We start from the raw sequence: 20,096 nt of genomic DNA, 5'->3' as shown, positions 1-20,096 counted from the left end.
TCAGGCTCCCTTCTTGCCGAGCTGGGTCAGCGCCCGACGCACCAGCACGACGGCTGCCTCGCGTCGATAGGCGGCGCTGGCGCGGATGTCGTCAATCGGCTGCAAGCCTTCGAATTGCGCGGGCTCGACACGATTGGCGAGCGCCGTATTGAGCCGGCGGCCAATCAGTTCGGCCTCCAGATACGGCAGGCGCTGCGCCACCGCCGAACATGCGCCGACCGCGACGGTGGCTGCGGAAATCACGTTGTTTTCGACTTCCAGCACCACAGCGACCATGGCAATCGAGATCACCAGATACTCGCGTGCACCGAGCTTGAGGAAGATGCTATGGGCGTCTTTGCGCGGCTTCGGGATCAAGATAGCAGAGACGATTTCGCCGGGCTTCAGCGTCGTGCGGCGGTTGCCGGTGATGAAATCGTTTAAACCCAATTCACGCTTGCCTTTGGTCGAGGCGAGTTCGAGTCGCGCGCGCATCGCCAGCAGCGGCGGCACACTGTCGGCGGCCGGCGAGGCGTTGCACAGGTTGCCTGCGACCGTGCCGGAATTCTGGATCTGCACGCCGCCCACGACGCGCGCGGCGGCGCGCAGCGCATCGAAAAATGGCGGCAGGTCGGCATTCGCCACCTCACTCCAGGTGGTGGTGGCGCCTATACGCCAGCCGTCGTCAGACTCAGTAATTCCGCGCAGATCGGCGATGCCGGTGAGATCGAGAATATCCTCGTCAACAGCACGGCCGACGCGGGCGGGAAAGAAATCGGTGCCGCCAGCCAGAATCACCGGCGCAGACGTATTCTGATTGGCGGCGCTCAGGGACTCGAGCGCTTCAGCCAGATTCGTGGGACGCAAATACGACGCCATCGGGTTGGGGCCTCCGGTCGGCACAAACGCCTCGCCCACCCCCGCAGGCCGATATCGTTTGTACGCATACGATGCTGCGTCGCGGCCACAAAAGAGTCAACGTCAAAATTCAGGCAGTCACTGCGCAGGAATGCGGCAGCGCAATAAGACGCTATCAGTGCAGGAAAACGCTTATGTCAGGCGCTTGAGCAATGCGACGAACTGCTGCTGCTCCGCCGGGCTGAGCGGATCGAGCGTCGCCTTACTCACTTTCGGGCCGTTGCTCAGCAAACGACCGACCAGGTCGCGGCCTGCAGAGGTGAGACTCAGACAGCGGCGCCGCTTGTCGTTCTTGTCAGGCCGATGCGAGATCAGCTTGCGCAGCGTGAGGCGGCGGATCACACCCTGGATGGTAGCCGGATCCATCGCAGTGAGACGGCCGAGATGATTCTGCGATAACTCGCCCATCTGATAGAGCTTCACCAGTGCAGCATATTGCGTGGTGGTGATCTGCTCATCACCGATCATGGCCATGAACAAGGCTGTGTGGCGCTGATGCGCGCGGCGGATCAGATGGCCGACCTGATCCTCCAGCACGTAGCCATCCGGCATGGTGCTGGGTTCAGCCTTGATCTCCGGTTTCACATTCATCCGCCGCTCTTTTTGCTGGATCGAACCGGTACCAATCTACCGGCCCACCTCGCCCCGGCCAAGCCATTCCCGCACTGGGGTTACGCGGCCGCAATGCATACGCTGTCGGCTACAGCACCTTTGTCGAGGCTTCCTTGCCGCGCGACACTACCGCCAGACCACGCATCGTGGTCTCGACCACGGTGCAGGAGCAGTAGTCGGGCTGCATCACCACCAGACGATCATCGTTCATCGCCGCACTCATCGCCGCGTTGATCACCATGAAATGCGTGAAGATCACCGTGTCGCTGCGGCAGGATTTCAGCATGCCGATCAGGCCTTCGCGCCAGGCGCGGATGATCGACGGTTGTGCGGGGAAACGCTGGCTCGCAACTTGCTGCAGCCACGGACCGCGCGCCTTGATCCCCTGTTCGGCAATTTCCGGCGGCGTCGGGATTTCGGAAAAGGCGGCGCTCACTTCCGGCACCAGACCCCAGCGATTGGCCAGTGGCAGCGCGGTTTCGCGCGCACGCTCCATTGGCGAGGTATAGATCGGCAGGGGGCCGAGCTTCTCCAGGTCGAGCGCCAGATCGACCGCCGCTTCCTTGCCGTCTTCCGACAGGCTCGGATCGGGATCCTCGTCAAATCGCGCCGCTGCCTTGGCATGACGCACCAGATATATACGGGACATTTCCCGCGCCCTCCCCTAGAGCAGATTCACGCGCATGTTTTCGCGCGCCACCATGGCCCCGGACCAGAGCTGGCGCGCTTCCGCCTCCAACTCCTCCATGAACTGGTCCTCATGATCGGGATCATGATGGAAAATCGCAAGCGCCTTGGCACCGGCGGCCTGACAAAGGCGTACGCCCTCCTGCCAGGTGGAATGCCCCCAGCCGACGTGGCTTTCGAATTCCTTGTCGGTATAAGTGCTGTCATAGATCACCAGATCGGCACCCTCGATCAGACCGAGGATATTCTGGTCCGGCTTGCCGGGCGTATGTTCGGTATCGGTGACATAGCACAGCGCCTTGCCGCCATATTCGAAGCGGTAGCCGGTGGCGCCGTCGGGATGGTTGAGCGGTGCGGTGCGCACGCGGATCTTGTCGCCCAGGTTGAAGCTGTCGCCGGCGTGGAAATCCACCGCGTCCATCTGCGCGCCCATCTTCTCGAGCGGCACCGGGAAAAACGGCTGCGCCATCTGCGAGGCCAGCACCCTGGCGATGCCGCCCTTGTCGGCGAGATGACCGGCATGGATGGTGAAATGCCGATCACTCTTGAAGGCAGGCGAGAAGAACGGGAAACCGTTAATGTGGTCCCAATGCGTATGCGAGAGGAACAGATCTCCCCGCATCGCATTGCGACGCAGCAGCCAGTGGCCGAGATTTCGGATGCCGGTGCCGGCATCCAGGATCACCACGCGACTACCAATCTTCAGTTCGACGCAGGACGTATTGCCGCCGAAGCCGATATGACGTGGCGACGGCGTGGCAATGCTGCCGCGGACGCCCCAGAACTTCACCTTGAAGCTCATGCTGCGCCCACCTTTCGCGTCAGCTGGCCGGCAACGTCTGCTCGACCAGGCGCGACCAGTAGGTGGCCCCGATCGTCAGATTCTCGTCGTTGAAGTCGTAGCGCGGGTTATGAACCATGCAACTGCTTTCGCCGGCGCCATTGCCGATCCAGACATACGAGCCCGGCTTCTCGCGCAGCATCCAGGCGAAGTCTTCCGCACCCATGCTGGGATTGACGTTGCGCAGCACATTCTCACCGCCGACCACGGCCGCAGCGGCAGCGGCAGCGAGTTCGGTTTCGTCGGCGGTGTTGATGGTCGGCGGATAGCGGCGCTGATAGTCCAGCGTGGCGCTGGCGCCATGGGCCGCCGCAATGCCGGTGACGATCTGGTTCATGCGCGCTTCGATCATGTCCTGCACTTCCGGCAGGAAGGCGCGCGTGGTGCCGGCGATCATCACGTCTTCCGGGATCACGTTGGTGGTATGGCCGCCCTGAATCTGGCAGCAGCTCACCACGGCGCACTGCAGTGGATCGACATTGCGTGCCACAATGTTCTGCAGCGCCAGCACGATTTCCGAAGCAATGACCACCGGGTCGACGCCACGATGCGGATAGGCACCATGGGCACCGACGCCCTTGATCTTGATCCAGAACATGTCGGCCGAGGCCATCATCGGACCGGTGCGCACGGCGAACTTGCCGATATCGATGCCCGGCATGTTATGCATGCCGAAGACGGACTCGCAGGGGAACTTGGTGAAGAGACCTTCGTCCACCATCACCTTGCCGCCGGCCACGTTCTCCTCGGCCGGCTGGAAGATGAAATGCACGGTCCCGTCGAAATTCTTTGACTTGGCGAGATACTGCGCGGCACCCAGCAGCATGATGGTATGGCCGTCATGGCCGCAGCCATGCATCTTGCCGTCATGCTTCGACTTGTGACCGAAATCGTTCATCTCGATCAGGTCGAGCGCATCCATGTCGGCGCGCAGGCCGATGGCGCGGTTACCCTTGCCCGCCTTCAGCGTACCGACCACACCGGTCTTGGCCAGGCCCCGATGCACCGGCATGCCGAAGGACTCCAGCGTCTTCGCGACGAATTCGGAAGTGCGATGCTCCTCGAAGGCGGTCTCGGGATGCATGTGCAGATCGCGGCGCCATTCGGTCAGTTGGGACTTGTTGGCAATGATCTCAGGGATCAGTTTCATTTCGGGCGCTCCGGCTACGGATACAGCTGGGGTAAAAAGGCAGAAAGCAGACGATAACCGATTGATTTTGCTCTTTCCACCTGCAGAAGGGGGCATTGACTCAAGGGGGTTCCTGTGGTCTTGTCCGGCCGCGGACGCCGGGCATCTTGCGCCGGCTGTTCTAAGAACGCGGAAATCCATGGATTTTGAAAGTTTGGGCTTGAGCGAGCCGGTCCTCAAGGCCGTCGCCGATGCCGGTTATAGCACGCCTACCCCGATCCAGGCGCAGGCCATCCCCATCGTGCTGATGGGTCGCGACGTGCTCGGCACGGCGCAGACCGGCACTGGCAAAACCGCCGGCTTCACCCTGCCGCTGATCGATATCCTGGCCGGTGGCCGCGCCCGCGCCCGTATGCCGCGTGCTCTGATCCTGGAACCGACCCGCGAACTCGCCGACCAGGTAGCGCAAAGCTTCGACAAATACGGCAAGAATTCCCCGCTTTCGATGGCGCTGCTGATCGGCGGCGTGAACTACACCGAGCAGGAAAAGCTGCTGGATCGCGGCGTCGATGTGCTGATCGCCACGCCGGGCCGCCTGATCGACCATTTCGAGCGCGGCAAGGTCATGCTGACCGGCGTGCAGATCTTCGTCATCGACGAAGCCGACCGCATGCTGGACATGGGCTTCATGCCCGACATCGAGCGCATCGGCAAAATGCTGCCGCCGCTGCGCCAGACACTGTTCTTCTCGGCCACCATGGCCGCCGACATGCGCAAGCTGGCCGACAAGTTCCTGAGCAATCCTAAGGAAATCGAGGTTGCGCGCCAGGCCACGACCGCTGAGTCGATTGCCCAGTTCCAGATCCAGGTCTCGCATCGTCTGAAGCGCGAGGCGCTCCGCACGCTGATCCGCAACGAAGATGTGAAGAACGCCATCATCTTCTGCAATCGCAAGCGCGACGTGGACATCCTGGCGAAATCGCTGATCCGCCACGGCTTCGATGCCGCCGCCCTGCATGGCGACATGGACCAGTCGGTGCGCACTGCGACGCTGGAGAAGTTCAAGAAGGGTGAAATCGGCATTCTGGTTGCCTCCGATGTCGCCGCGCGCGGCTTGGACGTCCAGGGTCTGACGCATGTGTTCAATTTCGACGTTCCGACCCATCCGGAAGATTACGTCCACCGGATCGGCCGCACCGGTCGCGCCGGCATGAATGGCCGTGCCTTTACGTTGGTGGCCGGCGAGGACGGCAAATATCTGCAGCAGATCACCCGCCTGATCCAGCGCGACATCCCGGTGATGGAACTTCAGGGCTTTACTCATGAAGAGGGCGATGCCGCCGCCACCGCCGCCGATGAGCGCGCCGAACGCGGCGACCGTAAGGAAGGCCGTGGTCGCGGCCGCGGGGGCCGTGGCCGGGATCGTGAAGGCGACCGCAATCGCGCCCGCGACCGCAGCCGTGAGCCACGTGCCAGCGATGCCTCTATGGAGCCGGCCGTGGCCAGCCCCGCCAGCATCGAGCAGCCCATGGCCGAGCCGGTTGAAGTCGCCAGCCAGGAAGAGCGCAAGCCGCGCCGGGACCGGTCGCGCCGCGATCGCCCGCAGCAGGACCGTCCCCGCCAGGAGCGCTCCGAACAGCAGGATCAGCCGCGCGAAGCCCGCCGCGACCGCAATGACCGTGGCGGTCGCCGCGACCATCGCGAAGACCGCGAACCGCCGGTGATCGGCATGGGCGATCACGTCCCGGAATTCCTGCTGCGTCCGAGCCGTCGCGCGTCCTAAGCCTGCTGAAGCCTTGGCTGCGGCCAGCCGCTTCGTTTACAGTTCGCTAAAGGAATGCCAACGGAGCCGGCGATGCAAACGATTTTCGTGATGGTGAAATGCGAACTCGGTCGCGCCTATGACGTGGCGGTGAAGGCCGTGGAGGAGATCGAACAGGTCTCCGAAGTACATTCCATTTCCGGCCAGTACGACCTGATGATGAAATGCTACCTGCCCGACGGGCAGGATATCGGCCATTTCGTGGTCAACAAGCTGCAGACCATCACCGCCGTGAAGGACACCTTCACGATGATCACCTTCAAAGCTTTCAATTAAGCTTTATTGGCGCGCCGGCCGCGGCGCAACCTGGCGCGGCTGGGTGCCGACCGTACTGCCCGTGGATGGCGCCACGGTCATGTCGACCTTCGAGCCATACAGTGTCGAGCGGGTGATCAGTACCGAAGCAACCCGGTCGCCACCTGACGACAGGAACGTCAGCTGGCTGGTTTCAGCGCGCACCACGGCCACTTCGGTCCAGCCGTAGTTGGCCATTTCCCGGCGCACGAAATCGAACATCGCATCGGACGAGGAATTGACGCTGTAGGACAGGCGGCCGATCCAGCGGTCGCCCTCGCCCAGCACGATGGTACGGTTGGCATCGAGCGAATAGCCTTCGGGCAGCGCAACACCGGCGATCTGCGTCGGCGGGCCACTGCCGGCCTTGCCGCCGTCAGACGACTGGCTCGCGCTGCTGTTCCAGACAGTGGAGCAGCCCGCCAGTGCGGCCAGTGCCACCACAAGCGTGAGCGCCCTGGTCAGCGGGCCATATCCTTGGCTTGCAAAGGTCATCGGTGCCCGTCATCCCCCCGGCGAATCGGTAAGTCTTTTCTTTACCATAAATGCCCGGGCAAGTCGCCTTTGCCTTGCCCGGTACTCGCGCGCCGTGCCCGCAGGTTTTCGGCGGAAAGACTCCACCTTGCTGCGACCGGAAATTTATTTTATACTTAAAATAATATCGCTCGGGAGGTGCGGGTGAACGAGCAGACGGCAGTCAGGTCAGAAAGTCGCGCTTTTGCCGGCCAGCATATACTGGTCACCGGCGCCAGCCGCGGCATCGGCTGGGCGATTGCGCAGGCTTTTGCCGCGCGCGGCGCCCGCCTCAGTCTTGCTGGCCGCGACGCAGCCCTGCTGGAACAGCGCAGGGCAGCACTGAATGCGCCGGGCGGCCCCGACCATACGGCTTTCGCAGCCGACCTCACTGATGCCGCCGCCGCCACTGCCATGGTACGCCATGCCGTCGCCGCGCATGGCGCGGTCGATATCCTGGTCAACAATGCCGGCTACGGCGCCAGCCAGCCCTTTGCGAAGATGAGCGCCGAGCACTGGAACCAGATGCTCGCCATCAATCTCTCCAGCGTTTTCCACGTCACACGCGCTGCCATTAACGACATGCTGCCACGCAAATCGGGCCGCATCATCAACGTGGCCTCCACAGCGGGCCTGACCGGTTATGCCTATGTTGCCGCCTATGTCGCCGCCAAGCATGGTGTGGTCGGCCTGACCAAGGCGCTGGCGCGCGAATATGCCACCGCCGGCATCACCGTGAATGCGGTCTGCCCCGGCTATGTCGACACCGATATGACGGCCGGCACCATCGAAACCATCGTGAAGAAAACCGGCCGCTCGGCCGATGATGCCCGCGCCGAACTGGCCAAGGGCAATCCGCAGGGCCGCCTGATCCAGCCCGAGGAAGTGGCCGATGCTGTGCTGTGGCTGGCCGGAGCCAGCGCGGCTTCGATCACCGGCCAGTGCATCGCCGTTGCAGGGGGAGAAGTGATGTCATGAGTGAACTGCGCCAGCCAGCACCGGCGAACGACCGCGAAACCGCGACGCATCGCGACGACAAGCTGGAACTGCGGCTATGGCTGCGGCTGCTCACCTGCTCCAGCCTGATCGAACAGAATGTGCGCGGCGCGCTGCGCCTGCAGTTCGACACCACCCTGCCCCGCTTCGATCTTATGGCCCAACTCGATCGTGCGCCCGACGGCCTGACCATGAGCGAGTTGTCCGCCCGCATGATGGTGTCGAACGGCAATATCACCGGGCTAGCGGATCGCCTGGTGGAAGAAGGCCTGGTCAAGCGTACGCCGTCGCAACGCGACCGCCGCTCCAGCCATATCAGCCTGACGCCGGCCGGCAAGAAGGCCTTCGATGCCATGACGCCGGTGCATGAAGGCTGGGTCGACCGGATGATGGCGAGCCTCAGCCGCCAGGACATGCAGCAGCTGTTTCAGCTGCTCGGAAAACTGAAGCAGTCTGTGCACCAGAACGCCGTCGACGCCGATCAGGGAGAGACGAAGTGAGCAAGTTGGGCAAGGATTTCAAACCGAAGCATTTCGGCTGGTCGGTCGAGGGCAAGGTCGCGACCGTCACGCTCAACCGCCCCGAACGCAAGAATCCCCTCACTTTCGACTCCTACGCCGAACTGCGCGATACCTTCCGCGCGCTGAACTATGCCGATGATGTCAAAACCGTCGTGATCACCGGCGAAGGCGGCAATTTCTGCTCCGGCGGTGATGTGCATGAGATCATCGGCCCGCTGGTGAAGATGAAAGACGCCGGCGACATGGCCGGGCTGCTGGCCTTTACCCGCATGACCGGCGATCTGGTCAAGGCGATCCAGCATTGCCCGCAGCCGGTGATTGCCGCGGTCGATGGCATCTGCGCCGGCGCCGGCGCGATCCTCGCCATGGCCTCCGATCTGCGCCTCGGTACGCCGCGCACCAAGACCGCTTTCCTGTTCGTGCGTGTCGGCCTTGCCGGCGCCGATATGGGCGCCTGCAACATCTTACCGCGCATCATCGGCTCGGGCCGTGCTGCCGAACTGCTTTATACCGGCCGCAGCATGAGCGCCGAGGAAGGCGAACGCTGGGGCTTCTACAACAGGTTGGTGGCACCCGAGCGGATACTGGCCGATGCGCAGGCGCTGGCAAAGGAGTTGAGCGACGGCCCGACCTTTGCGCATGGCATCACCAAGACCTGCCTGCATCAGGAATGGTCGATGGATCTGGATGCCGCCATCGAAGCGGAAGCTCAGGCGCAGGCGATCTGCATGCAGACGCAGGATTTCGCCCGCGCCTATCACGCCTTTGTCGCCAAGCAGAAACCCGTTTTCGAGGGCAACTGAAATGGCGGACAAGAGCTATCTCGGCTGGCCGTTTTTCGAGGAACGCCATCGCGCGCTGGCCGCCGAACTGGAAAGCTGGGCGAAGAAATACGCCAGCCATCATGATGAAGGCGACGATATCGACGCGGTCTGCCGCGGTTTCGTCGCGCGTCTGGGTGCGGCCGGCTTCCTCGGTCTCACCGTACCCAAGGATGGTGGCGGCAAATACGACAGGCTGGAAGTGCGCTCGCTCGCGCTAGCCCGCGAAATCCTCGCCTACCATCATGGCCTGGCCGATTTCTCCTTCGTGATGCAGGGACTGGGCTCCGGCCCGATCAGCCTGTTCGGCACGCCGGAGCAGAAGAAGCGCTGGCTGCCCGGCGTCGCCGAGGGGACGCGTATTGCCGCACTCGCGATGTCCGAGCCCGATGCCGGCTCCGATGTCGCCGCGGTCAGCACCGTCGCCGTGCCGGATGGACAGGGCTATCGTCTGAACGGCGTGAAGACCTGGATTTCCAATGGCGGCATCGCCGACCAGTATACGGTCGTCGCACGGCTGGGCGATGCGCCCGGTGCGAAAGGTCTCGCCATCTTCGTGGTCGAAGCCGGTACGCCGGGCTTCAGCGTGGCCGAACGCATCGACGTGATCGCGCCACATCCGCTGGGCAAGCTTGAGTTCAAGGATTGCGTCATTCCGGCCGGCAACCTGATCGGCCAGCCCGGCGAGGGCTTCAAGATCGCCATGAGCAATCTCGACGTCTTCCGCTCCACCGTCGGCGCCGCAGCGCTGGGCTTCGCCCGCCGTGCGCTGGACGAGGCGCTGAAGCGCGTGCATGAGCGCAAGGTGTTCAACCAGAAACTTGCCGACTATCAGCTGACCCAGGCCAAGATCTCCGATATGGCGACCGAGATCGATGCCTCGGCGCTGCTGATCTATCGCGCCGCCTGGACCAAGGACCAGGGTGCTGCCCGCGTCACCCGCGAGGCCTCGATGGCCAAGATGTATGCCACCGAAGCAGCCCAGCGCGTGATCGATGCTGCCGTGCAGCTCTGGGGCGGACTGGGCGTGACCCGCGGTGTCATGGTGGAAAGCCTCTATCGCGAAATCCGCGCGCTGCGCATCTACGAGGGCACCACCGAGGTCAACAAGCTGGTCATCGCCGGCCAGACCTATGCAGCCTATGCAGCGGAGATCAAGGGATGAAGATCCTCGAACCGCTCAAGCTCAATGGCATGACCCTGCCGAACCGCATCGCGGTACCGGCAATGGTGACGCGACTCTCGGGCGAGGACGGCTTCGTCAATCAGCCGATCATCGACCGCTATGTGCGCTACGCCGAAGGCCATGTCGGGCTCATCGTTGTCGAAGCAACCGCTGTCCATTCCAACAAATCCGGGCCACTGCTGCGCCTGTCGGATGATGAATTCATTCCCGGCCATCACGAGCTGACCAAACAGGTGCACGACACCTCTGACTCCAAGGTCATGCCGCAGATCATCCACTTCCTGAAAGTGGCGCGGTCGGGCTGGCGCCAAACCATCGACAGTCTGTCGGAAGAAGATATCGAACGCATCATCGAGGAATTCGGCCAGGCCGCCGCCCGCGCCCGCACCGCTGGCTATGACGGCGTCGAACTGCACTCGGCACATGCCTATACGCTGTCGTCCTTCCTGTCGCGCCGTAATCCGCGCCGTGACGGATACGACGGCCGCACACTGGAAGGCCGGCTTGCCATGTTCGGCCGGGTCATGCAGAGCGTCCGCAAGCATGTCGGCCACGATTGGACGGTTGGCGTGCGTTTCCTCGCCGAAGAGGCGATCAAGGAAGGCTACACTATCGAAGAGGCCAAACTGATCGCGCTGCGCATGGCACAGCTCGGCGTCGATTACATCTCGCTGTCGGTCGGCGGCAAATTCGAGGATGCGGTGCATCGCGAGGGCCAGCCGCTCTATCCTTACACCGGCTATTCCGGCGACCGCTGCATGCCGGGCGACTGGTACCCATCTCTGCCGCATGCCCATATGGCTGCGGCCGTAAAGCAGTATATCAATGCCAAGGGCTTCACCGTGCCTGTGATCTCGGTCGGCAAGATCAGTGATCCGCTGGATGCCGAACAGCTGGTGCAGACTGGTCAGGCCGACATGATCGGTATGGCGCGCCAGCTGCTGGCCGATCCCGACTGGGTCAAGAAGCTGGAAGAACAGCGTAGCGGCCAGATCGTGCGCTGCATCTACTGCAACGTCTGCAAGCAGCTCGACGAGAAGTTCAAGGAAGTGACCTGCTTCCTCTGGCCCAAGGGCCTGATGCAGGCACCGCCCGATGTCACCGATGGCGATGCGCCGCGCTGGCCCGACGCCGGCGCCGGACTCACGGCTACCGTCGAAAAGGGCCAGGTCAAGCTGACCTGGAACAGGGCGGTCGCCGGCAGCACCGAGATCGCCGGTTACAATGTCTATCGTGCGGAAGACGACGGCGATGCCCGCGTCACCGAAGCCGTAAAGTCGACCAAGCATGCCGACAAGGTGGTGCTGGGCGGCCTGCGCTACACCTATTACGTCCGCGGCCATGATGCCGCCGGCCGTGCAACACCGCCGTCAGATGCGGTGCGTATCGAAATGCCGCTCCCGTTCGCCGGACCTGCTTCGCCGTCTTCCGAGGTTCGTCATGTCCCGCACTGACCACATTTTCGAGTCGTCGGCTCACACCGATACCTTTGCCCGCGATCACCTGCCGCCGCAGGACCAATGGCCCATCATGCTGTGGGATACGCTGCCTGAGCTGAGGGCCTATCCGAAGCGCATGAACTGTGCGCGCGAACTGCTCGACAAGCAGGCCGCGATCCATGGCGACCGCCCGGCCATCCATTATAATGACGAAGTCTGGACCTATCGTCGCCTGCTGGAGACTGCCAACCGCATCGCACATGTCCTGGTGGAAGACTATGGCATCAGGCCGGGCAACCGCGTGATGCTGCGCGCGCCGAACAATCCGATGTATGTCGCCTGCTGGTTCGCGGTGATGAAGGTCGGTGCCATCGCGGTCGCCACCATGCCACTGTATCGCTGGCGCGAACTCACCTTCATGACGGATAAGGCCGAGATCGAATTCGCGATCTGCGACTGGCGGCTGCGCGACGAGATGGAAACGACCCGAAAGGAGTCGAAGCATCTCAAACGCATCTGCTACTACTACAGCGAAGGCGTCGAAGACTCACTCGAAACCCGCATGGCCAGAAAACCGGTGGAGTTCGAGACTCTCGACACAGCCTGGGACGACGTCTGCCTGATCGCCTTTACGTCCGGCACCACCGGCCCCGCGAAAGGCTGCATGCATTTCCATCGCGACGTGCTGGCGATCTGCGACACCTTTAACCGCTATGTGCTTCGGCCCACGAAAGACGATGTCTTCACCGGCTCACCGCCACTCGCCTTCACCTTCGGATTGGGCGCATTGGTCACCTTCCCAATGCATGTCGGGGCATCTACTGTTCTTGTGGAACAGTACAATCCCCAGAAGATGCTGGAGACGATCCAGGCCAAGAAGGTCACGATCTCTTTCACCGCGCCGACCGCTTACCGCGCGATGATCGACATGGTGAAAGATTACGATCTCTCCTCGCTCAAGAAAGGCGTCTCGGCTGGCGAAACCCTGCCGCTCGCCACGTATGAGGGTTGGCGCGAAGCCACCGGTGTGAAGCTGATCGACGGACTTGGCGGCACCGAGATCTTGCATATCTTCATTACATCCGAAGGCGACGGCATTCGCCCTGGTGCCACCGGCAAGCCGATCCCGGGCTACGAGGCAGGAATCTTCGACGACGATGGCCGGCCGGTACCGGCCGGCACTGTTGGTCGGCTCGCCATCCGCGGGCCGGTCGGCTGCCGCTATCTCGACAACCCGGAACGCCAGAAAGCCTATGTGCAGAATGGCTGGAACTTCACCGGTGACGCCTATCTCTGCGATGAGGATGGCTATTATTGGTACCAGGCGCGCGCCGACGACATGATCGTCTCGGCTGGCTACAACATCTCCGGCCCTGAAGTGGAATCCGTGCTGCTGCTGCATCCGCAGGTGCAGGACTGCGCCGTGGTCGGCGCACCCTGCCCCGAGCGCGGTCAGGTCGTGAAGGCCTATGTGGTATTGCGTAACGGCGTACCGGCAACGCCCGAGACCATGAGGGCGCTGCAGGATTTCGTCAAAGCCGAGATCGCACCCTACAAGTATCCGCGCCAGATCGAATTTATCGATGCGCTGCCGCGCACCGAGAGCGGCAAGGTGCAGCGTTTCGTGTTGCGTCAAAAGGCCGCCCAAGGCGAATAGCCAGGCTGTCGTCTACCGGCGCAAAAGTGCAGGTTTCCCTCCTCTGCGTCCATTGGCTGCCGCTGGGGAAGGGCTAAGGTGCGTCAGGATCAGGAACTTGCGCCGGCATCGGCCGTAACATGCACGATAGTGCTTGCGGCAACCGAGACCGGCATTATAGTACCTACTCGACAATAAACGAGGGAAATGGGCGAGAGTCGCCGTCAGCGACCTGGGCCGGGCCGCAAGGCTTTAGACCAGCAGCATAAATCCGTCGTGAATCCCTCGTCGCAGCGATGCGGTGAAGGTCAGTTTGGACGTATCGTGCAGGCGTAGAGTACAGTTGCGTACCGGGGCATGTGCCGTCTCCCTCAGGGCGGGCGGCAGGGGCCATAAACAGGAGAAGCATTGGGCCGGACAGACCGGCACCGTGCAGGGAGAGGAGACCATCCATGAAATTTTCGACTTTGCTGAGTCTGACTAGCGCGCTGGCGCTTGCGGCCGTGCCCTTCGTGGCCGGCGACGCTGCCGCCCAGGCGAACAAGAAGATCAAGATCGGCTTCGTCACCACCCTGTCGGGCCCGAATGCCGCGATCGGCGTGGACATGAAGAATTCGGTCGAGCTGGCGGTCCAGCATCTCGGCAAGAAGATGGGCGGTATCCCGCTCGAGATCGTCTACGAAGACGATGAGCAGAAGCCCGAAGTCGGCAAGCAGAAGACCGAAAAGCTGATGCAGCGCGACAAGGTCGACTTCGTCGCCGGCTACATCTGGTCGAACGTGCTGCTGGCCTCCTACAAGACGGTCACCGACAACAAGACCTTCCTGATCAGCGCCAATGCCGGTCCCTCGCCGCTGGCTGGCGAACAGTGCAATCCCTACTTCTTCGCGGCCTCCTGGCAGAACGACCAGAACACCATGGCGGCCGGCGAACTGCTGAACCAGAAGGGCATCAAGTCGCTCTACATCGTGGCACCGAACTACGCCGCCGGCCTGGACATGGCCAATGGCGTGAAGTCCACCTTCAAGGGCCAGGTCGTCGGCCAGGACATGACCAAGTGGCCTGACCAACTCGACTTCTCGGCGGAAATCTCGAAGATCCGCGCCGCCAAGCCGGGCGCCGTCTTCGTGTTCTACCCGGGCCGGGCCGGCGTGCAGTTCTTCCAGCAGTACAGCCAGGCTGGCCTGAAGAAGGACATTCCGCTTTACACGACGTTCACGGTCGACGCGATCACGCTGAAACTGCAGAAGGATCTGACACTCGATACCTTCCAGACGCTGTGGTGGGCGCCGGATCTGCCCTATGCCGCCAATCAGAAGTTCGTGTCGGAATTCAAGAAGAAGCACAAGGACACGCCATCCTTCTACGGCGCCCAGTCCTACGACACGATCAACCTGATCAATTCGGCGGTGGTCGCCACCAAGGGCAACCTGAAGGACAAGGATGCCCTGCGCAACGCGATCAAGGCCGCCAAGTTCGACTCGGTGCGTGGTCCGATGAAGTTCGGCAAGAACCACTTCCCGATCCACAACATCTACCAGCAGGAAGTCTACAAGGTGTCGGACACCGAGTACGACATCCGCACGGTCAGCACGGTCTACAAGGACCTGGTCGACCCGTATGCTGCCAAGTGCCCGATGAAATAACCGGCATCTGACCGGCAAAATGGCGGGGCGCCGGCTGCGGCTGGCGCCCCATCCATATCCGGACCTGAAGCGGCACACTTCGATTGCCTCGCCAAGTATTTAATGCTTAAAATATCTCAAACGGGGGACTCCCAAGGGCTTGCATAAGAAACTGCGTAATGCGGTGCATCGTCCGATGCACCGTGCAGCTGGCATGTCACTGAAGGAGACACGAACGATGCGTCCCGCTTTCCAGACCCTGGCTCTTCTTTCCACCGCTCTCATGGCCTTCCCTTTCGCGGCCGATGATGCCGCGGCGCAAGCTGCGAAGAAGATCAAGATCGGTTTCGTCACCACGCTGTCCGGGCCCAACGCGGCCTACGGACGCGACATGCAGAACGCCTTCAACCTGGCGCTCGACCATCTCGGCAAAAAGATGGGCGGCGTACCGGTGGAAGTGATCTACGAAGACGACGAACAAAAGCCCGAAGTCGGCAAGCAGAAGACCGAAAAGCTGCTACAGCGCGACAAGGTCGATTTCGTCGCCGGCTATATCTGGTCGAACGTGCTGCTGGCCTCCTACAAGCCGGTGCTGGATGCACAGACTTTCCTGATCGGCACCAATGCCGGCCCTTCTCAATTGGCCGGTGAAGGCTGCAGCCCGTATTTCTTTGCTGCCTCCTGGCAGAACGACCAGAACCACATGGCGGTCGGCGAGTTGCTGAACCAGAAGGGCGTCAAGAAGCTCTACATGGTCGCGCCGAACTATGCCGCCGGCGTCGACGGCACCAACGGCGTGAAATCGCTGTTCAAGGGCCAGGTGATCGGCCAGGACATGACCAAATGGCCCGACCAGCTCGACTTCTCCGGTGAGATTTCCAAGATCCGCGCTGCGAAGCCCGAGGCGGTCTATGTCTTCTTCCCCGGCCGCGCCGGCGTGCAGTTCTTCCAGCAATACAGTCAGGCTGGCCTGAAGAAGGACATTCCGGTCTATTCGGCTTTCACCATCGACGCGGTGACACTGAAGCTGCAGAAGGATCTGGTGCTCGACACGTATCTGACGTCGACCTGGGCCACCGACCTGCCTTATGCGGCGAACCAGAAATTCGTCGCCGACTACAAGAAGAAGTATAACGAGACGCCGGCCTTCTATGGCGCACAGAGCTACGATGCCGCCAACCTGATTGCCTCGGCCGTCACCGCGACCAAGGGCAACCTGAAGGACAAGAAGGCTGTCGGTGCGGCCCTGAAGGCGGCGAAGTTCGATTCCGTGCGTGGCCCGTTCAAGTTCGGGAATAACAATTTCCCGATCCAGAATGTCTATCAGCAGGAAGCCTACAAGGTGTCGGATACCGAATACGACCTGCGCACTGTCAGCACCGTGCTGACCGCGCATACCGATCCGCACGCCGCCAAATGCAAGATGTGATGTGACACCCGATGCGCCCCGCCAGTTTCGGCGGGGCGCATCTTCTGACCAGTGAGCACCCCTTAACACCATGCTGCTGATTTTCGAGCAATTCCTCAACGGCCTGCAGATCGCCCTGCTGCTGTTCCTGTTGGCCGCCGGCCTGACGCTGGTCTTCGGCATCATGGACATGGTCAATCTGGCGCATGGCTCGCTCTATATGATGGGCGCCTATTTCGCCGCCGTCTTCACCGAATGGACCGGCAGCTTCTTCCTCGGTGCAGCCCTTGCCCTACCGGCCGGCGCGTTGCTCGGCATCGTCACCGAGATCATCGCCCTGCGCACGCTGTATACCCGCGATCACCTGGATCAGGTGCTGGCCACCTTCGGCCTGATCCTGTTCTTCAACGAACTCGCGCGCCTGATGTTCGGCGCCGGCGGCATGACCATCGAGACGCCCAACTGGCTGCAAGGCCAGATCGAGATTCTGCCTGGTCTGCCCTACCCCTCTTATCGTTTCCTGATCATCCTGGTCGGGCTGCTCTGTGCCGCCTTCCTCTATGTGCTGGTACAGCGCACGCGGCTCGGCATGCTGATCCGCGCCGGCGCATCGAACCGTGAAATGGTCGGCGCACTCGGCATCAACATCAAGCAGCTCTTCACCCTGGTCTTCGGTCTCGGTTCGGCGCTGGCAGCACTGGCCGGCCTGATGGCCGGTCCGGTCACCACGGTGCAGATCGGCATGGGTGACAACATCCTGATCCTGGCGCTGGTCGTGATCGTAATCGGGGGCATCGGCTCGCTGCCCGGCGCCTTCATCGCTGCGCTGGCCATCGGCATCATCGACACCATGGGGCGTGCATTTCTGCCCAATATGCTCGGCGCCTTCCTGTCGCCGTCGGATGCCAGCACGCTGGCCACCGCGCTGTCGTCGATGCTGATCTATATCCTGATGGCCGCCGTACTGGTGTTGCGTCCCGCCGGGCTGTTCCCCGCACCCGGCCGCTGAGGAGTTCTGTTCGTGTCGTCCGCTTCCAACTCCTCCGCCTCGACCGCCACGTCTTCGCGCCTCACCTTCGTCGTCGGCCTCGCCCTGCTCGGCTTCCTCGGCCTGATCCCGGTCCTGTCGGTCGTCTTCGACGATCCCTTCCTGCTCACGCTGTTCACCCGCATCGTCATCATGGCGATTGCCGCGGTCAGCCTGAACCTGATCCTCGGCTATGGCGGCATGGTCAGCTTCGGTCATGCCGCCTATATCGGCGTCGGCGGCTATACCGTCGGCATCCTCGCCTTCCATGGCGTGCACGCCGCCTGGATCCAGTGGCCGCTGGCGGTGATCATCTCGGGCGTCGTCGCAGCTCTGATCGGCCTGCTGTCGTTGCGCACCAAGGGCATCTTTTTCATCATGATCACGCTGGCCTTCTCGCAGCTGGTCTACTATCTCGGCAACGGCGCCTTCGCCTACGGTGGCGACGACGGCCTCAACATCATGACGCGGTCGGATTTCGGTGGGCTGCTCAACCTCGATAACCGCCCGACCTTCTATTACCTCTGCTGGGTGATCCTGCTGGCGTCGATCTACTTCGTCCATCGCACGGTCAATTCGCGCTTCGGCATGGTGCTGCAGGGCGCCCGGTCGAACGACCGCCGCATGGCCACGATCGGTTTTCCGGTGCATCGCTACCAGCTCACCGCCTTCGTGATCGCCGGCATGCTCTGTGGCCTGGCCGGCGTGCTGACCGCCACCTTCACCGGTTTCATCAGCCCGGCGATGATGCACTGGAGCCGCTCGGGCGACCTGATCGTCATGGTGGTGCTCGGCGGCATGGGCAGCCTGTTTGGGCCCGTTTTCGGCACCGTTGCCTTCCTGCTGCTGGAAGAGGTGCTGTCCAGCTGGACCGAATACTGGAAGATCGTGTTCGGCCCGATCCTGATCCTGGTGGTGCTGTTCGCGCGTGGCGGCATCGATGGTGCGATGGTGCGCGGCCAGGCCTGCACGCTGCTGGCCGGCTGCGCCGCCTTCTTCCTGCTCTACGGCATCCATACCACCTATGAAGATCAATGGCTGATCCCCACCCTGATCCTGGTTGCCGCCTGTGCGCTGGCCTGGTTCGCCAAGTGGGAAATCCAGCGCCGGAAGAACCGTCATGACTGAAGTGCTCAAGGTTTCCAATCTGGTGAAGCGCTTCGGCGGCCTCACTGCCACCGACAACCTGTCGCTCGACCTGCGTCAGGGTGAAATCCATGCCGTGATCGGTCCAAACGGTGCCGGCAAGACCACGATGATCGGTCAGCTGATCGGCGAACTGCGTCCCGATGCCGGCACGATCCATTTCATGGGCCAGGACATCACCGCGATGCCGGTGCATCAGCGCTCGGGCGCCGGCATCGCGCGTTCGTTCCAGATCACGTCGATCTTCCAGAACTTCACCGCGCTGGACAATGTCGCGCTGGCTGTGCAGGCCCATGATGGCCATTCCTTCCGTTTCTGGGCCGAAGCTCGCAAGGACAAATCCCTGCGCGAACCGGCGATGCAGGCATTGGAACAGGTCGGCCTTGCCCATCGCGCCGACATCACCGCCAGTGCGCTGAGCCACGGCGAACATCGCCAGCTCGAAATCGCCATGGCGCTGGCCACCAAGCCGAAGCTGCTGCTGCTGGATGAGCCGATGGCCGGCATGGGCCCGGAGGATTCCGCCCGCATGGTGCAGATGCTGCGCGGCATCAAGGGCAGCGTCACCATCCTTTTGATCGAACACGACATGGATGCCGTTTTCGCGCTGGCCGACCGTATCACCGTGCTGGTCTATGGCCACGCCATCGCGACGGGATTGCCCGACGAGATCCGCCGCAACGAGCAGGTCCGCCAGGCCTATCTCGGCGACGAAGAAGCGGTGGTGGAGTAAACGCGATGACCGAACTGCTGACCGTCGACGCGATCGACACCTTCTACGGCCGCAGCCAGGTGCTGTTCGGCATGTCGCTGTCCATCAAGGCCGGCGAAGTCGTCACGCTCATGGGCCGCAACGGCATGGGCAAGACCACCACGATCCGCTCGATCATGGGCCTCACCCCGGCGGCGCGTGGCCGCATCCGCTTCCGCGACGCCGAGATCCGCGGCCTGCCGTCTTACCGCGTGGCCAAGGTCGGCGTCGGCCTGGTGCCGGAAGGTCGGCAGATTTTCCCCAACCTCTCGGTGAAAGAAAACCTGATCGCCACGGCTTCCAATCGCAACGGATCGGCCCAGCCCTGGACCTATGAACGGGTGATCGAACTCTTCCCGCGCCTGGCCGAGCGCGCCGGCAACATGGGCAGCCAGCTTTCCGGCGGCGAGCAGCAGATGCTGGCGGTCGGTCGCGCGTTAATGACCAATCCGCATCTGTTGATTCTGGACGAGGCTACCGAAGGCCTTGCCCCTTTGATTCGCTTGGAAATCTGGCATTGCCTGGAGCGGCTCAAGCAGGCCGGGCAGTCCATCCTGGTTGTGGATAAGAACGTCGGCGCGCTCACCAAGCTGGCCGACCGGCATTACGTGATCGAGAAAGGTCGCGTGGTCTGGCAGGGCAACTCGGCCGACCTGAAGGCCGCACCCGACGTCCAGCACCGCTATCTCGGCATCTGAGCGATTTCGTCGGTAAAATCGTGGACAGACGCCCCGGCCCCGCCGCA

General features: G+C 62.5%; 20 protein-coding genes. 14 read left to right on the top strand and 6 right to left on the bottom strand.

Translation table 11 applies throughout. From position 1 onward, the window contains the following. From CTR53_RS11585 to CTR53_RS11565, 5 genes are all read right to left on the bottom strand, one after another. Window positions 1-858: a xanthine dehydrogenase family protein subunit M gene (locus CTR53_RS11585; RefSeq protein WP_290813166.1), complete on the bottom strand. Its 858-nt coding sequence runs from the start codon at window positions 856-858 to the stop codon at window positions 1-3. 171 nt (window positions 859-1,029) lie between these two features. Then, entirely contained in the window at window positions 1,030-1,488 is a 459-nt protein-coding gene (locus CTR53_RS11580; RefSeq protein ID WP_290813163.1) for a MarR family winged helix-turn-helix transcriptional regulator, read from the bottom strand. Window positions 1,489-1,597: 109 nt separating this feature from the next. Then, window positions 1,598-2,158, bottom strand: coding sequence for a histidine phosphatase family protein (locus CTR53_RS11575; RefSeq protein WP_290813160.1), 561 nt, complete (start codon window positions 2,156-2,158; stop codon window positions 1,598-1,600). A gap of 15 nt (window positions 2,159-2,173) precedes the next feature. After that, window positions 2,174-2,998, bottom strand: a complete 825-nt coding sequence (locus CTR53_RS11570; protein ID WP_290813157.1) for an MBL fold metallo-hydrolase — start codon at window positions 2,996-2,998, stop codon at window positions 2,174-2,176. A 19-nt stretch (window positions 2,999-3,017) separates the two neighbouring features. Beyond that, window positions 3,018-4,187, bottom strand: a complete 1,170-nt coding sequence (locus CTR53_RS11565; RefSeq protein WP_290813154.1) for a M20 aminoacylase family protein — start codon at window positions 4,185-4,187, stop codon at window positions 3,018-3,020. Window positions 4,188-4,386: 199 nt separating this feature from the next. Between CTR53_RS11565 and CTR53_RS11560 the strand changes: the two genes are divergently transcribed. Next, on the top strand, window positions 4,387-5,949 hold the full coding sequence (locus tag CTR53_RS11560; RefSeq protein ID WP_367158967.1) for a DEAD/DEAH box helicase: 1,563 nt from the start codon (window positions 4,387-4,389) through the stop codon (window positions 5,947-5,949). Between the two features lie 72 nt (window positions 5,950-6,021). After that, window positions 6,022-6,264, top strand: coding sequence for an Lrp/AsnC ligand binding domain-containing protein (locus CTR53_RS11555; RefSeq protein WP_290813148.1), 243 nt, complete (start codon window positions 6,022-6,024; stop codon window positions 6,262-6,264). Window positions 6,265-6,267: 3 nt separating this feature from the next. On the opposite strand, the gene CTR53_RS11550 is transcribed toward CTR53_RS11555, so the two are convergent. Then, window positions 6,268-6,777, bottom strand: coding sequence for a hypothetical protein (locus CTR53_RS11550; protein ID WP_290813145.1), 510 nt, complete (start codon window positions 6,775-6,777; stop codon window positions 6,268-6,270). A 183-nt stretch (window positions 6,778-6,960) separates the two neighbouring features. Here CTR53_RS11550 and CTR53_RS11545 point away from each other — a divergent pair, with 183 nt between their 5' ends. The 12 genes from CTR53_RS11545 (at window position 6,961) to CTR53_RS11490 (ending at window position 20,049) form a co-directional block, all read left to right on the top strand. Further along, window positions 6,961-7,773 (top strand): SDR family NAD(P)-dependent oxidoreductase, encoded by an 813-nt coding sequence (locus tag CTR53_RS11545; protein ID WP_290813142.1) that lies wholly within the window; start codon window positions 6,961-6,963, stop codon window positions 7,771-7,773. Further along, window positions 7,770-8,291, top strand: coding sequence for a MarR family winged helix-turn-helix transcriptional regulator (locus CTR53_RS11540; RefSeq protein WP_290813139.1), 522 nt, complete (start codon window positions 7,770-7,772; stop codon window positions 8,289-8,291). The genes CTR53_RS11545 and CTR53_RS11540 overlap by 4 nt, the downstream gene beginning before the upstream one ends. Further along, on the top strand, window positions 8,288-9,115 hold the full coding sequence (locus tag CTR53_RS11535) for an enoyl-CoA hydratase family protein (protein ID WP_290813136.1): 828 nt from the start codon (window positions 8,288-8,290) through the stop codon (window positions 9,113-9,115). Before CTR53_RS11540 ends, CTR53_RS11535 begins: the two co-directional genes overlap by 4 nt. Before the next feature lies 1 nt (window position 9,116). Next, window positions 9,117-10,298, top strand: a complete 1,182-nt coding sequence (locus CTR53_RS11530) for an acyl-CoA dehydrogenase family protein (RefSeq protein ID WP_290813133.1) — start codon at window positions 9,117-9,119, stop codon at window positions 10,296-10,298. Next, complete coding sequence (locus tag CTR53_RS11525) at window positions 10,295-11,773, top strand: NADH:flavin oxidoreductase (protein WP_290813131.1); 1,479 nt, start codon at window positions 10,295-10,297, stop codon at window positions 11,771-11,773. The genes CTR53_RS11530 and CTR53_RS11525 overlap by 4 nt, the downstream gene beginning before the upstream one ends. Next, window positions 11,760-13,415: an AMP-binding protein gene (locus tag CTR53_RS11520; RefSeq protein ID WP_290813128.1), complete on the top strand. Its 1,656-nt coding sequence runs from the start codon at window positions 11,760-11,762 to the stop codon at window positions 13,413-13,415. Before CTR53_RS11525 ends, CTR53_RS11520 begins: the two co-directional genes overlap by 14 nt. 431 nt (window positions 13,416-13,846) lie before the next feature. Beyond that, entirely contained in the window at window positions 13,847-15,040 is a 1,194-nt protein-coding gene (locus CTR53_RS11515) for an ABC transporter substrate-binding protein (protein WP_290813125.1), read from the top strand. A 217-nt stretch (window positions 15,041-15,257) separates the two neighbouring features. Next, window positions 15,258-16,448 carry an ABC transporter substrate-binding protein gene (locus tag CTR53_RS11510; RefSeq protein ID WP_290813123.1) on the top strand — a complete coding sequence of 397 codons (1,191 nt, stop codon included), beginning with the start codon at window positions 15,258-15,260 and terminating at the stop codon, window positions 16,446-16,448. 70 nt (window positions 16,449-16,518) lie between these two features. After that, window positions 16,519-17,436: a branched-chain amino acid ABC transporter permease gene (locus CTR53_RS11505; protein ID WP_290813122.1), complete on the top strand. Its 918-nt coding sequence runs from the start codon at window positions 16,519-16,521 to the stop codon at window positions 17,434-17,436. 12 nt (window positions 17,437-17,448) lie between these two features. Further along, window positions 17,449-18,582, top strand: a complete 1,134-nt coding sequence (locus CTR53_RS11500; RefSeq protein ID WP_290813120.1) for a branched-chain amino acid ABC transporter permease — start codon at window positions 17,449-17,451, stop codon at window positions 18,580-18,582. After that, window positions 18,575-19,333, top strand: a complete 759-nt coding sequence (locus CTR53_RS11495) for an ABC transporter ATP-binding protein (RefSeq protein ID WP_290813117.1) — start codon at window positions 18,575-18,577, stop codon at window positions 19,331-19,333. Before CTR53_RS11500 ends, CTR53_RS11495 begins: the two co-directional genes overlap by 8 nt. Before the next feature lie 5 nt (window positions 19,334-19,338). Further along, window positions 19,339-20,049 carry an ABC transporter ATP-binding protein gene (locus tag CTR53_RS11490; protein ID WP_290813115.1) on the top strand — a complete coding sequence of 237 codons (711 nt, stop codon included), beginning with the start codon at window positions 19,339-19,341 and terminating at the stop codon, window positions 20,047-20,049. Window positions 20,050-20,096: the final 47 nt, after the last annotated feature.

The sequence above is a fragment of the Ferrovibrio sp. genome (assembly GCF_002796975.1).
Classification (GTDB): domain Bacteria; phylum Pseudomonadota; class Alphaproteobacteria; order Ferrovibrionales; family Ferrovibrionaceae; genus Ferrovibrio.
Note: the sequence above shows the minus strand (reverse complement) of the source record. Positions and strands in the feature narration are given on the sequence as shown.